This window comes from Phosphitispora fastidiosa (assembly GCF_019008365.1).
GTDB lineage: Bacteria > Bacillota > Thermincolia > Thermincolales > UBA2595 > Phosphitispora > Phosphitispora fastidiosa.
This window is the reverse complement of record NZ_JAHHUL010000001.1, coordinates 154736-168352: the sequence shown is the minus strand read 5'-3', so window position 1 is coordinate 168352 and position 13617 is coordinate 154736. Positions and strand designations below refer to the sequence as shown.

Annotated in this window: 14 protein-coding genes; all 14 read left to right on the top strand. The window is 43.6% G+C overall.

Annotation, left to right across the window (positions count from 1 at the left end):
• The first annotated feature begins 36 nt into the window (after positions 1 to 36).
• Entirely contained in the window at positions 37 to 1380 is a 1344-nt protein-coding gene (rimO, locus tag Ga0451573_RS00835; RefSeq protein ID WP_231681967.1) for a 30S ribosomal protein S12 methylthiotransferase RimO, read from the top strand.
• Positions 1364 to 1909: a CDP-diacylglycerol--glycerol-3-phosphate 3-phosphatidyltransferase gene (gene pgsA / locus Ga0451573_RS00830; RefSeq protein WP_231681966.1), complete on the top strand. Its 546-nt coding sequence runs from the start codon at positions 1364 to 1366 to the stop codon at positions 1907 to 1909. The genes rimO and pgsA overlap by 17 nt, the downstream gene beginning before the upstream one ends.
• Positions 1906 to 2346 (top strand): phosphatidylglycerophosphatase A family protein, encoded by a 441-nt coding sequence (locus Ga0451573_RS00825; RefSeq protein ID WP_231681965.1) that lies wholly within the window; start codon positions 1906 to 1908, stop codon positions 2344 to 2346. Before pgsA ends, Ga0451573_RS00825 begins: the two co-directional genes overlap by 4 nt.
• Positions 2347 to 2381: 35 nt before the next feature.
• The gene (locus Ga0451573_RS00820; protein ID WP_231682282.1) at positions 2382 to 3836 is read left to right on the top strand and encodes a phospholipase D family protein; all 1455 of its coding nucleotides are present in this window, start codon (positions 2382 to 2384) and stop codon (positions 3834 to 3836) included.
• A gap of 87 nt (positions 3837 to 3923) precedes the next feature.
• The gene (locus Ga0451573_RS00815; protein WP_231681964.1) at positions 3924 to 4337 is read left to right on the top strand and encodes a hypothetical protein; all 414 of its coding nucleotides are present in this window, start codon (positions 3924 to 3926) and stop codon (positions 4335 to 4337) included.
• A gap of 357 nt (positions 4338 to 4694) precedes the next feature.
• The gene (locus Ga0451573_RS00810) at positions 4695 to 4892 is read left to right on the top strand and encodes a hypothetical protein (protein ID WP_231681963.1); all 198 of its coding nucleotides are present in this window, start codon (positions 4695 to 4697) and stop codon (positions 4890 to 4892) included.
• Positions 4893 to 4894: 2 nt separating this feature from the next.
• Positions 4895 to 5437: a hypothetical protein gene (locus Ga0451573_RS00805; protein WP_231681962.1), complete on the top strand. Its 543-nt coding sequence runs from the start codon at positions 4895 to 4897 to the stop codon at positions 5435 to 5437.
• A gap of 179 nt (positions 5438 to 5616) precedes the next feature.
• Complete coding sequence (locus Ga0451573_RS00800) at positions 5617 to 6006, top strand: hypothetical protein (protein WP_231681961.1); 390 nt, start codon at positions 5617 to 5619, stop codon at positions 6004 to 6006.
• Positions 6007 to 6435: 429 nt separating this feature from the next.
• The gene (locus tag Ga0451573_RS00795) at positions 6436 to 6990 is read left to right on the top strand and encodes a hypothetical protein (protein ID WP_231681960.1); all 555 of its coding nucleotides are present in this window, start codon (positions 6436 to 6438) and stop codon (positions 6988 to 6990) included.
• Positions 6987 to 8498 carry an AAA family ATPase gene (locus Ga0451573_RS00790; protein WP_435052275.1) on the top strand — a complete coding sequence of 504 codons (1512 nt, stop codon included), beginning with the start codon at positions 6987 to 6989 and terminating at the stop codon, positions 8496 to 8498. The genes Ga0451573_RS00795 and Ga0451573_RS00790 overlap by 4 nt, the downstream gene beginning before the upstream one ends.
• Before the next feature lie 192 nt (positions 8499 to 8690).
• The gene (locus Ga0451573_RS00785) at positions 8691 to 9950 is read left to right on the top strand and encodes a competence/damage-inducible protein A (RefSeq protein ID WP_231681959.1); all 1260 of its coding nucleotides are present in this window, start codon (positions 8691 to 8693) and stop codon (positions 9948 to 9950) included.
• Entirely contained in the window at positions 9878 to 11329 is a 1452-nt protein-coding gene (locus Ga0451573_RS19975; protein WP_231681958.1) for a metallophosphoesterase family protein, read from the top strand. Before Ga0451573_RS00785 ends, Ga0451573_RS19975 begins: the two co-directional genes overlap by 73 nt.
• Positions 11330 to 11448: 119 nt before the next feature.
• On the top strand, positions 11449 to 13041 hold the full coding sequence (locus Ga0451573_RS00775) for a DEAD/DEAH box helicase (protein WP_231681957.1): 1593 nt from the start codon (positions 11449 to 11451) through the stop codon (positions 13039 to 13041).
• A gap of 64 nt (positions 13042 to 13105) precedes the next feature.
• Positions 13106 to 13543, top strand: a complete 438-nt coding sequence (locus tag Ga0451573_RS00770) for a hypothetical protein (protein WP_231681956.1) — start codon at positions 13106 to 13108, stop codon at positions 13541 to 13543.
• Positions 13544 to 13617 lie beyond the last annotated feature (74 nt).

Below are 13617 nucleotides of genomic sequence, written 5' to 3'. Positions count from 1 at the left end.
TAAATATATACTTACATGCGGAGGTTTTAAATACAGGTGTACAAAATAAACATTTTAAGTCTTGGTTGTGCCAAAAACCTAGTTGACAGTGAAGTGATGACAGGCATGCTCCGCAAGGCAGGCTTCGAAATTACAGGCGCTCAGGATGTCGCAGATATTATAATAGTGAATACCTGTGGCTTCATATCCGATGCTAAGGAAGAAGCAATTGATGCTTTACTTGAGGCCGCACAGCAAAAAAAACAGGGTTCCTGCAGGGCTATTGTGGCTGCCGGCTGCCTGGCCCAGCGATACAGTAATGAGATTATGCAGGAGATACCGGAAATAGACGGTTTGATAGGCACAGGTGAGATCCCGCGTATTGTTGAAGTTGTTACGGCTGTTGCTGCAGGCGAAAAAATGATCTGTGTTGCTGCGGCACCTTCTTTTATTTATGATCATAATATGCCCCGGGAGCTTTTGACCCCGCACTATACTGCTTATATAAAGGTGGCTGAGGGCTGTAACAACAGGTGTGCCTACTGTGCAATTCCTCAGATAAGGGGAGAATATCGCAGCCGAAAACTGGAGTCGATAACAGCAGAAGCCCGGGCGCTTGCTGAGAAGGGTGTCAGGGAAATTAACCTGATAGCCCAGGATACCACCAGGTACGGACTTGATATCTATGGTGAATATAAGCTTGACGAATTGCTCCAAGGCATTTCAGGAATAGACGGGATTGAGTGGATTCGGATTCTCTATGCGTATCCGACACACTTTACTGACAGCCTTATTGAAGTCATGGCCTCTAATGATAAAATATGCAAATACCTTGACATCCCGCTGCAGCATGCAGATAACAATATACTCAGGAAGATGAACAGACAGGGCAGCAGTGAAGATGTGCTCAGCCTCATCGAAAAACTGAGACGAAACATTCCCGGGCTGGCCTTAAGGACATCTTTGATTGTAGGTTTCCCCGGCGAAACAGAACAAGAATACCAGACTTTGGCCGATTTTGTAAAAAAGGTCCGTTTTGACCACCTGGGTGTGTTCGTGTTTTCTCCTGAAGATGGAACTCCGGCTGCCGAAATGCCGGGACAGGTATCTGAGGAGATTAAAGAATATCGCAAAGACAGGTTAATGAAAATACAGCAGGAGCTATCCTATGCCAGGAATATTGGTAAAATAGGGGAGATAATTTCTGTTTTGATTGAAGGAAAAGTCGAAACTGAGGCAGAATTATATGAGGGTCGTACACAATATGATGCCCCAGAGGTTGACGGAATAGTATCTGTCAGGGGCATAAACCTGAAACCAGGTGATATTGTGCCTGTGAAAATTACTCATGCCTACGAGTATGACTTGATAGGAGAGGTAATAGATGAACCTGCCCAATAAGATAACCCTTGCCAGAATAATTCTGGTTCCAGTGTTTCTGGCCATTGTTTCAATAAAAATAAAATACGGTCATTTCCTGGCTGCGGGATTATTTATTTTAGCTGCCAGTACAGACGGCCTTGACGGCTATTTTGCCAGGAAACGGAACCAGGTAACCAAACTTGGCAAGTTTATGGATCCTCTCGCTGATAAACTGTTAGTTTCTGCTGCTCTGATTTCACTTGTTGAGCTTGATAAGATTACTGCTTGGGTGGCATTTGTGATTATAGGCCGGGAATTTGCGGTAACAGGGTTACGTTCAATAGCTGCTGCTGATGGTATTGTTATCTCTGCCAGTAAACTTGGTAAGTTGAAAACCATTTCACAGATAGTGGCTATTGTTTTTCTGTTAATTCAGGATTTCCCCTTCAGCTTGCTGAATATCCCAATAGGAAAAATCTCCATGGGTGTGGCCGTGTTTTTTACCATCTGGTCAGGCATTGATTACTTCAAGAGAGCCCGCCACTTCCTCAAAGCAGGTCAGAAATGAGAAAAAACATCATAATTCTACTGGCATCAGGTTTCGGACTTGGTTTAATTCCCAAAGCCCCCGGAACCTTTGGCACACTTCTGGGGCTTGTGCTGGCAGTATTATTTCCTGACAATATTTTTCTGATTACCAGTACTGTGGTTCTTGGGATATGGATTTCCCAGGAGGCAGAAATGGCCCTTCAGGAGCATGACAGCCCCAAGATAATTGTTGACGAAATTGCTGGTTATTTGATTGCGGTCTATACATGGAATGGAATTTACCTGATTATTGGATTCCTGCTTTTCCGTGCCCTTGACATTCTGAAACCGGCACCGATTAACCGTCTGCAGAAACTGCCGGGGGGATTTGGAGTTATGGCAGATGACCTTGCAGCAGGTCTTATTACTAATATTATCATGCAGGCTGCAGTATTTGTTTTTTTACATATTTTTTAAATATTATAGAGTTTGGGGGGCCCCATGTGAAGGCCATGTTTAATATCAGGCAGAATAGCGGAAGAGGCTTTAAAAAGTGGAAAACAATTGTTGTTTTCCTGCTTTTATTTACGGTGGCAGGCGCAGTTTATGGAACGCAAAAACCGCTGCCGGAAGGTGTTTCTGTTGCCAAGACACCCAACAATGTTTCCGATGTTGAATTTCTCTATGACCTTACGTATATGAAGGATGGCCAAAAGGTTCATGATCAGGAGATTTTTGACCGGGCCCTGGAGATTATCGGGGACGCTCAGGAATATATAGTTGTCGATATGTTCCTTTTTAATGATGAATACAACCGACAGTACAGTTACCCCGCATTGTCATCAAGTCTGGCAGATGCCCTGATAGAGAAGAAGCGTCAGCACCCTGAAACAGAGATTACCGTCATTACCGACGAAATTAATACTTTTTACGGATCTTATCCCTCAAAATATCTGGAACGAATGAAGGATAACGGCATCAGGGTTACTATTACCGACCTCACGAAGATAAGGGATTCAAACCCGGCATATTCCGGTTTCTGGAGAGTAGCTCTCCAGTGGTTTGGGTCACGGGGCAAGGGGTGGCTGCCCAATGCCTTTAGTCCTGATTCTCCGGAAGTAACTATGCGTTCATATCTAAAACTGCTTAATTTTAAGGCTAATCACAGGAAGGTCATCGTAACTGACAGTTATTCTCTGGTAACATCGGCAAACCCTCATGACGCCAGCGCTTACCACTCCAATATTGCTTTTGTGGTTGCAGGTGGGATTTCAGAACAGATTCTTGAGTCTGAAACTGCGGTGACAGCTTTTTCGGGGAATGCTGGCAGACAGCAAGCCACGGTGAATAGTGGTTCAGAACCTGAAGCAGGGGGAGATTTACAGGTAAGCCTGCTGACTGAAGGGAAAATTAAAAAGCACCTGATAGATTCTTTCAGAAACTCAGGGCCTGGGGATATGATCCAAATGGGGATGTTTTATCTCGGGGAACGGGACCTCATCGTGGAACTCCTGAAGGCATCAGAGAGAGGCACTGACATAAGACTTGTCCTTGACCCCAACAAGGATGCCTTTGGTATGGAGAAAAACGGGATTCCCAACAGGCCGGTGGCGTCAGAACTTAATGAAAAGTCGCAGGGCCGGATTAAAATCAGGTGGTATGATACCCATGGTGAACAGTATCACACCAAAATTGTAATGATCCAAGGAAAGCAAAAAACTGAGATTTACGGTGGTTCGGCAAACCTGACCAGACGGAACATCGGTGATTATAACCTGGAAACAGACCTGAAAATTACCGCCCCAAACAACAGTGATTTGGCACAGGACGCAGCTGCGTATTTCGAAACAATATGGAATAACCAGGGCGGGGAATATACATTGGATTTTGAAAAATACCGTGATGATTCCAAAGCAAAGTATTTTGTCTACCGGCTGCAGGAATGGAGTGGTCTCTCCAGTTTCTAAAGAGACCACGATTTTTTTACAGATAAGCGCTGCTACAGATAACTATCCACTTTTTTGCCGCATAGTATGTAATCAGGAGTGGATGCTATGAGAAAGAGTCCGGTAATAAATCCTGAGCAGGCGGCAAACATGGGAATGCGCCTGCAGGAAATGGGGCAGTTGCTTATCGCTGTCACCAACTTATTGTCCCAGCAGCCAATGCCCACCAGCAAAGGTGAAATACTGGCAGAAAAACCCAAACTCCCAAAGCTTCAGGGAAACTCCCAGTCTTCCCAACAATTGCAGCAGCTATTGCAGCAGTTATTCCCGCAGTTTAAGCTGCCCCAGGCAGGAAGCGAACTATCTGTACAATTGACAGCAGATCTGAATGACCGGCTAAACCGGCTTCAGGAAGATTTAGAGCCGCTAAAGGATCAACTGCCACAACTCAGGGAGGAGATCAGCCATTTCAGAGAACAGATGGCAGTCGTCGAAAATCTAATCAGGAATCAACAGACATAAGGAAACCACCTGCAGAGCAGGTGGTTTCCAGCTTATTGACAAACCCCATACTTTTTGATTATTAAAACGTAACATGAACAGGGGTTGATGAATTCCTCGGGCGGGGCCCCCAGACATCTCCGCCGGCAGCCGCTCCCGCCCTCCGGAACACATCTACCCTTGTCTTACAACATTTTTAGAGTTGTTTTGGTAATATTTATGTATTACAATCGTATACTATTATGTGCTGCCAGTTAGAATAATTAAATCAAGAGATTTCTTGACAAACATTTAACACTTTTATACATTATTTTGTCGACAATCAACTGGTATTTTATCATATTTCTCTTGATTTCGACACGAAAAGGGTGGTAAAATATGGACAGGAAAATTAATAAGAAAAGGAGGAGAAGCAAAATGGCTACTCAATTACAAGCTACTCCTACTCTTTATGGTAAAGATGCGAAGGAAATATTTAATGAAATAAATAGAGTTCCATCAAAGGAACAACGTATTAAAATACGTGAACATTACCGTAAGATGTTTGAAGGAGTTAAAACGAAGGGGCCTAAGTAATCATGTCTGAAAAATTAAATCGCAAGGCAATATTATTGGCTAAATTAACCGAAGAAGAATTAGGTGATTTAGCCAATTTTGATTGCAAAGATGAGGGAATGAATAAATTCTTAAAAAAAGAAGCTTATTCTGAACAACAGCTTGGAATGAACAATACTACGTTAATGTACTATGAAGGAACTTTAGCTGGTTTTTATTCCATTTGTGCTGATTCATTAAAACTAGCAGAAGAAGAACAATCTGAAGATTTAGTATATGCTACGGTTCCAGCTATAAAAATCGCTAGAATAGCAAGGGATGTAAAATTTAAAAACTTAGAAATCGGAAAATTTTTAATAGACCATGCAAAATATAAAGCGTTGGAAATTGATAATGAGCACTGTGGAGTAAGAATGATTACTTTAGATGCATACCTTAATCGTGTAGAATATTATGAATCACAAAAATTTAAGAAAAATGAACATAGAATGTATAATGGCAAAAATAGAACAACGGTAAGCATGAGATATGATATATACAGTGAAGCATTTCAAGACCTTCGATAACTGCGAAGGTCCTTTTATTTTGATTACTTCCGAATAGCCCAGCCGTTTCCACCAGTATTTAGGCGATGGACTGTGGCAACCCTAAAATTACTAACATTTTCATAAAGGCATTCTCCCATGTTGTCTAGAATACAGCAATATATTTTCTTATATCATAATAATCGGAAGGACTGTTGCTTATGTCAAAGAAGGTTACTCTTTTACTGTTTGTTATGCTGCTCTCGTTACTAACAATTAGTTCTTTATTATCAGGTTGTAGCAATTCATCAAAAAATGCGTTAAGCAAAAATAAAATTGCCTACGATAACCCATATAACGAAACCTTTTTCCCAAACGGAAAACCCACAAAGGAAGCTGCCACTTCATCCAATCCTGCTGTACAATTGGCTTATCGGATTTTTATGAGTAAATCAGTTCTGGTAGATTTGACTAAGGCTAACAATAACCAGGACGAATTAAAGGAAATAACTGCAAACCTTAAAAAGCTTGAAAAACTCGAAGGAGACCTAAAAGAAGGCAATAGACCCATTGAAGACATCAAAAGTGATTATATTAAAATAAGTCAATAAAAATAAAAGATAACTAAACTCCTCGTACATGAACTACCAGTGGTATTCTTATTTTTAACCCAAACAGTACAGTATTTCGTCTAAATTCGTTACTTGTTACATACATTCTCACAAGGAATTTTTTTATATTGCCACCTGCTCTGCAGGTGGTTTCCGTTTTTTATCACAGAGGGGGAGATGTGTTCTGAAAGGCGGAGTCTGTCGTCAACCGGTCCTCCCTTATAAATTGCATAGTGGCAGATGAGTTCCGAAAGAACGAGTCTGACGTCCGCCGGCCTGCGACCCGCACAGAGTGCGGAAGCAGTATGCCGGCGGAGTTGTAGCCGTTCTGAGGAACTTATCTGCCACTACTTTTCCAAACTTTCCATAAGGAACTGTCCAAAGGCATATGTTATAATGAGCCTATCAGGCAGAAAGGGGAGGAAAAAGTTGCAAATTAAAGGAATCAGAGTATCTGTCGTAATAGTAGTCCTAGCCGTAACTCTAGGTATCCTCCTGACTGTACAGTATTTTTACCAGAAATACAATGTTGAACAACCACTGTTCAAAATGTATTCAGATACTGAGCTTGTTGATGATGTCAAGCTTGACAACGAGGGGGAAGTGGTAACAGTTAACCTCAGTGTGAGGAAAACTGAAGACCTCAAGGAGGCATACCTTGAACTGAACGGTTACACAGAAAAAATACTGGGACACAATCAGTTTCACATGGAATTAAAGGACAAAAGGACAAAGGAACTTTCGGAAGCTTATTATAACAGCCAGTATATAATTTATGAGGCGCTGGCAAAGGGTGATTTCACAGAAATGGCTGCAGAAATACAGAATAACGCCAGGGATACCGGTGCTCAAGCAAGGGTATTTATTGACAATGATAATGTTTATATTTCATTTATCAAGGGCGATAAGTACCTTTATGAGGTGATCCCCAGAAATAATGCAGCCTCCAAAGTTTCTGGAATGTTAGGAAGTGATGCGTTATGACAAAAGGATTGATTAAAGAAATAGGGCTGGGAATAGGACTTGCTTTTATAGGCTTTCTGATTTGGAAAGGCTATGATGTATTACCACTGATGTTTATACTTGGCTTTTTTGCTGCCATGTATTTTCTTGCGGAAAGCAAGGGTCTGGTTAAACCTGTGGGAGTACAGGAGGTCACCGGCAAAAACACCAGTGAGGTTTATTTTGATGATATTGGCGGCCAGGCATCTGCCATCAAGGAGCTTAAAGAGGCCCTTGACTTTATCAAAAACTATGAGAAGATAAAAGAACTTGGTATCAGGCCCCTGAAGGGCATTCTGCTCCTGGGCCCTCCGGGAACCGGGAAGACCCTGATGGCAAAAGCTGCAGCAACCTATACAGATGCCGTATACATTGCCACCAGCGGTTCTGAATTTATAGAAATGTATGCCGGCGTAGGCGCCCAGAGGGTAAGGAAGTTGTTCAAATCAGCCCGGGATAAGGCTGCCAAGCTGGGGAAAAACAATGCCATGATTTTTATTGACGAGATAGAGGTCGTTGGCGGCAAGAGAGGCCAGAACAGCAGCCACATGGAATATGACCAGACCCTTAACCAGCTTCTGGTGGAAATGGACGGGATGAAAAACGATGATTCGGTAAAAGTCCTTTTAATTGCAGCTACCAACAGGGCAGATATGCTTGACCCGGCGTTGATGAGGCCGGGTCGGTTCGACAGGCATGTAAGGGTTGACCTGCCGTGCAAGGATGGCAGAGTTGAAATACTAAAGATTCATACCAGAAACAAACCCCTTGAGAATGATGTTGAGCTTGGGGCAATTGCCAGAGAGACCTTCGGCTTTTCCGGGGCTCACCTGGAGAGCCTTACCAATGAGGCTGCCATTTATGCTTTCAGGGAGGGAAGGGACAGGGTCAGCCTGAAACACTTCAAGGAAGCAATCGACAAAGTTATTATGGGGGAAAAACTTGATAAGCGTCCCAATGCAGATGAACTTAAAAGGGTTTCCATCCATGAAACAGGACATGCTCTGATAAGTGAAATCGTAAAGCCCGGTTCTGTTTCCACACTCACAATAAGCCCCAGGGGGAATGCCCTTGGGTATATGAGACAGACACCGGAAGATGACACCTACCTGTATACCATTGATTACCTGGAAAATCAGATTTCAATTATGCTGGCAGGTGCGCTGGCAGAGGAACTTATTTTCAGCAACAGGAGTACCGGGGCGTCTAATGACTTCGAAAAGGCAGTTGATTTAGCCAAAAGAATCATCCTTTCGGGGATGTCCAGGCTGGGTGTGGTTTCAGAAGACAGTCTTCCTAAGGATAAAATGTATGATGTGATAACTGAAATTATCAGGGAACAGGAAGGCATAGTTCAGAACACCTTATTGCCGTACAGAAAAAGAATAATTGAAATAACAGAAATACTTCTGGAACAGGAACAGCTTTCCGGGACTGATTTCAGGAAACTGGTTATTGAGGATGATGAACCGGCAGAAAAAGCCGGTTAAAAAGTTAATATTTTTTACCAAACAGGGCCGGCTGTGAAAGAAAATTTTCAGCCGGTCCTATTGAATTTAAACCGGCGCCTTCCAAACACGGAACAAATAATTAACTTCTGCCGGAAGGTTTTAAGGCTTACTTAAAAGAATAATATGTAATATTAAAGAAGTTACCAATTATTTTTGGAAAGGGGCTGGGTTATGCGGGCCGAACTGATTTCAACGGGAACAGAACTCTTATTGGGACAGATTGTGAATACAAATGCCCAGTTTATCGGCCAACGACTGGCCAAACTGGGAATAGACGTATTTTTTCAAACAACTGTGGGAGACAATGAATCACGCCTCAGAGAGGTTGTCAAAACTGCCATGGGAAGAGCTGACCTTATAATAGTTACCGGAGGACTTGGTCCGACCTCAGATGACCTTACCAGAGAAACCATTGCCGGAATGTTGGGTGCGGAGTTGGTTATGGATGAGGAGTCACTGGCACATATCAGGGATTTTTTTGAGATCAGAGGACGGATAATGCCTCAGATAAATGCCAAGCAGGCCTTAAACATTCACGGCGCTGTTACTATCCCCAACCGGATTGGGACTGCACCCGGAAGTATTGTGGAATTTGAAGGGAAGAGTATAGTCATTCTGCCGGGACCACCGGTCGAAATGAGGCCTATGTTTGTGGAAACCGTGGAGGACTATTTAAGGAAAATGACCGGGACTGATAAGGCCGTTATTGTCTCCAGGGTACTAAAAATTCTGGGGATGGGAGAATCCATGGTGGAAGAGCGTATCAGTGACCTTGTTGATAAACAGGTTAACCCTACGATTGCATTTCTGGCTCCCAAGGGAGAGGCATATATCAGGCTCACAGCAAAAGCAAACTCAGATGATGCAGCCGGGGAGATTATCTCCGGTGTCGAAGCAGAGATAAGGAACAGGCTGGGAGATTATATCTATGGAACAGATGATGACACCCTTGAAGGTGTTGTGGCTGGGCTGCTGCATAAACACGGGCTGACTGCTGCTACTGCAGAGTCTTGTACAGGGGGACTTATCGCCTCGCGGCTGACAGAGATACCTGGAGTGTCGGAAAACTTTGTCTGTGGATTCATTACCTATTCTAATGATGCCAAAATTAATATGCTGGGGGTATCCCGTGATACTCTGGAAAAATACGGGGCGGTCAGTGAACAGACAGCGCTGGAAATGGCTGTCGGGGCCAGAAATGCCGGAGGCACGGATGTAGCAGTTTCTGTAACCGGAATAGCAGGTCCCGGAGGGGGGACCCCCGAAAAACCTGTTGGGCAGGTATATATTGCTCTTGCCGGACAAGATAACGCCTTTGCTGTCAAAAACCTCTTTACCGGTGACCGGGAAGTCATCAGGTGGCAGTCGGCAAATGTGGCTTTGAATATATTGAGGAGGTATCTGCAGCATTACAACAGCCAGAAGGGATGAGCCTGATGAAGAAATATTTGCACTGTGTTTCGATCCCTTTATTTGCAATAATCGGAGCAATTGTTTTTGTAAACCTTTTTGCTCAGGTGGATTTTAATCTGCAGGCACTAAAGGCGACGATTTCAGTTCAGGCTTCCACTAAGGGGTATACTGTCTTACAGATAAACCCCTTTGGAGAGGTAATGGCAAAGACTCATAAAACGCCCCTGAGACTGAATATTTCCGTTGCCAATATTGATATGGAGCGTCTTACCAAACTGTTGGCATCAGGAACGGAACAGGATAAGATTATCAAAGATGCCAGAGTCGCTTTAGAGGAAGCTGTACGTAAGTTTATTATCCTTACAGCTATATTGGGTTTCACCGGTGGAATGTTCGGAGTGCTTGTCATCCAGAAAAGAAACCTTAAGGAGCTTATCCTTGGGGGGTTAATTGGTGTTGCTATTGTGTCCATGCTTATGCTGGGGACATACAGGACCTTTAATCTTGACCGGTTTCAGTCCCCCGAATACAATGGTGCGTTAAAGGCTGCCCCGTGGATGATCGGGCTGGCCGAAGAGGCGTTTAACACTGTAAATACCTGGGGGAAGCAGATGCGAGGCATCGCCACAAACCTGAACGGACTGTTTCAACGGGTGGAAAGCCTTCAGACCATGGCTTCCGGTGAAGGTGAAATAATGGTCCTTCATGTATCTGATATTCATAATAATCCGGCTTCACTGGAGTTTATTGACCAGATGGTGAAGACCTTTGGCATAGATATGGTTATTGATACCGGGGACCTTTCGGATTTTGGCACACCTCTTGAGGCCTCTCTGTTTGAGGGAATCAGGAAACTTGCAGTGCCATATGTCATTATCCCGGGCAACCATGAAACACCGGCAATTATTGAGGAAATGAAGCAATTGCCAAATGTGCTGCTTATTGAAAACGGTGTTTTGGATGTCGCCGGAATAAGGATAGCAGGTATCGCTGACCCTGCTTCAAATTCCCCGGATTACTCAGTGAATATGGACAAACTAAAGGAATTTGCACAGATACTGGAGGGAAATATAAAAAATGTGGAAAACAAGCCGGACCTGCTGGCAGTCCATAATGTGAAATTGGCGGAAAAGTTAACCGGTCAGGTTCCGGTTATCCTCAGCGGTCATGACCACCGGTTTAAGATCAATTTTAAAGGGGACTCTTTGTTTATTGACGCCGGAACATCAGGAGCTTCCGGTATAGGGGCTTTACAGACTGACAGTGACATACCCTATTCCTTTGTACTGCTGCATTTTGACCGCAGTGCTGCAGGAGTAAGGTTAAAATATACGGATACAATAACAATATCTGGCAGACAAAGCGGGTACAGCCTGGAAAGGAAGATTTATCCCTAATTATATGAAACAGTTTCCGAAAAATAATGACAAATAACGATTATTTGATATAATAAAATAAGTGTAATAATTGATGGAAAAGAAAGTGCAGTTTATTTTGAGAGGAGACCATAGCTTTCATGTATGACAAAAAGAAATTCGGTAATCTTGAATTCAGCAAGAAGATTTTTAATGCCATTAGTGAGATGGGCTTTGAAGCGCCGACACCGATTCAGGCAGAGGCGATTCCACTGCTTATGGAAGGGAAGGACGTAATCGGACAAGCCCAGACCGGAACGGGGAAGACTGCCGCGTTCGCCATTCCAATTATAGAAATGTTAAACCCGAGGTTTCGCGGTGTTCAGGCTCTGGTTCTGACCCCCACCAGGGAATTGGCCATACAGGTGGCCGAAGAAATAACCAGGATTGCAAAATATAAAGATGCGCGTGCCCTGGCCATCTATGGCGGCCAATCCATTGACCGGCAGATCCTGGCCCTCAAAAGAGGAGTACAGATAGTTGTCGGTACTCCCGGAAGGATACTGGACCATCTAAGGAGGAAAACCCTCAGGCTGCAAAATGTCGCCTTTATGGTTCTGGATGAAGCCGATGAAATGCTTGATATGGGATTTATTGAAGATATTGAAACAATCCTGAAGGAAACCCCTGAAGCTAAACAGACACTGCTATTTTCGGCAACAATGCCCAGGGAGATACAGGTACTGGCCCGCAAATACCTTAGAGACCCGGAAGTGCTCTCTGTCAGCAAGGATGAGCTTACTGTACCCCAAATAGAACAAGTTTATTATGAAGTCAAGGAATTTAATAAACTGGAAGGACTGTGCCGTGTCCTGGACACCTCAGAGATAAAACTGGCCATTATATTCTGCCGGACCAAGCGTGGTGTTGATGAGCTTGTCGCGGGCCTCGAAGCGCGCGGCTATGAGGCTGACGGGCTCCACGGGGATCTGACTCAAGCTCAGCGGAACAGGGTTATGAAAAAGTTCCGTGAGGGACATGTTGAGATACTGGTTGCCACTGACGTTGCCGCCAGGGGGCTTGATATTGACAATGTAAGTCATGTTATTAATTATGATCTGCCCCAGGATCCGGAATCTTACGTGCACCGCATAGGGCGAACGGGAAGAGCAGGTAAATCCGGTATTGCCGTATCATTTGTGATCCCTAAGGAGTACAGGCTGCTGAGACTGATAGAGAAAATAATTAGCACCAGAATCAAGAGGCTTAGGCTGCCAAGTTTTGAAGACGTCTTTGAAAGGCAGAGGGAAATTATTATCGAGAAGCTCTCCGAAACCATTGAACAGGGGAAATTAAGCCATTACCGCGCTATCATAGAGGAAATGGGAAATACTCATGATACTGTTGATATAGCAGCAGCAGCCCTGAGACTGGCTTTTGATATCGAAGGTTCCCAGAATTTCAGTGAAGATGCTGCGGTAGAGTTTGGCAATACCGGGGCTGAACCGGGAATGGTAAGGCTCTTTATGAGCATCGGAAGAGTTGATGAAGTTAGGCCTCAGGATGTAGTTAAAACTATTGCCGAAGAGGCCGGAATCCCCGGAAAGGTTATCGGCGCTATAAAAATATTTGACAGGTTTACTTTTGTAGAGGTACCCCAGGATGCTGCAGAGAAAGTGCTGTATTCAATGCATAAAAATGTCATCAAAGGCAAGAGGGTCCATGTAGAACCCGCAAAGGCAAGAAACAGATAGCAGCCGTGTGGTTGCTTTTTGTTTTTACCAGCTGCTAACACTTATTGAGATTGAGGGAAAATGAGTGGAAGAAGAAATTGTCATTCAAAAACTTAAAATTGACGCACAGGGGATAGCAAATGCCTGGTATGCGCTGCATGTGCTGAATACCGATAAGATAGGTCAGTTAAATCCATATCTGAGGAGCCGTTTCGGTATTGACAGGCAGTTGTGCTACAACCTGATACATATCATCTGCAGGTATCTTGAAAACAATGATGTAGGTAACGAAATACAGGAGTGGATAAACAGCTCTCTGTCAGTCGGGCAGTTGGAAACAGTTTCCGATGAACTCGTCAGTTTAAGAATTAATTTTCTCATGGAAGTTATTGATAATGAGTTAAACAGCCTCAGAGAAAACGGGAAGGTATCAGAGCCCATTATCTGGCAGTGCCGGGGCAAAATTACCGGAGTGCTTGAGTATGTTAAAAAGGAATATGTTGAGGCTCTGTTGAAACTGTGAATTAAATGATTTCAAAAAGAAAATTTTAAAAATATTTATTGACAGGGCTTCAAATTATTGGGTATAATGAACCT

Excerpts from the sequence above, each read along its gene's own strand:
- Ga0451573_RS00820 (WP_231682282.1), top strand. The coding sequence starts at position 2,382 with ATGTTTAATATCAGGCAGAATAGCGGAAGAGGCTTTAAAAAGTGGAAA.
- Ga0451573_RS00825 (WP_231681965.1), top strand. The coding sequence starts at position 1,906 with ATGAGAAAAAACATCATAATTCTACTGGCATCAGGTTTCGGACTTGGT.
- Ga0451573_RS00785 (WP_231681959.1), top strand. The coding sequence starts at position 8,691 with ATGCGGGCCGAACTGATTTCAACGGGAACAGAACTCTTATTGGGACAG.
- Ga0451573_RS00775 (WP_231681957.1), top strand. The coding sequence starts at position 11,449 with ATGTATGACAAAAAGAAATTCGGTAATCTTGAATTCAGCAAGAAGATT.
- Ga0451573_RS00790 (WP_435052275.1), top strand. The coding sequence starts at position 6,987 with ATGACAAAAGGATTGATTAAAGAAATAGGGCTGGGAATAGGACTTGCT.
- Ga0451573_RS00810 (WP_231681963.1), top strand. The coding sequence starts at position 4,695 with ATGGACAGGAAAATTAATAAGAAAAGGAGGAGAAGCAAAATGGCTACT.
- Ga0451573_RS00815 (WP_231681964.1), top strand. The coding sequence starts at position 3,924 with ATGAGAAAGAGTCCGGTAATAAATCCTGAGCAGGCGGCAAACATGGGA.
- Ga0451573_RS00805 (WP_231681962.1), top strand. The coding sequence starts at position 4,895 with ATGTCTGAAAAATTAAATCGCAAGGCAATATTATTGGCTAAATTAACC.
- Ga0451573_RS00800 (WP_231681961.1), top strand. The coding sequence starts at position 5,617 with ATGTCAAAGAAGGTTACTCTTTTACTGTTTGTTATGCTGCTCTCGTTA.
- pgsA (WP_231681966.1), top strand. The coding sequence starts at position 1,364 with ATGAACCTGCCCAATAAGATAACCCTTGCCAGAATAATTCTGGTTCCA.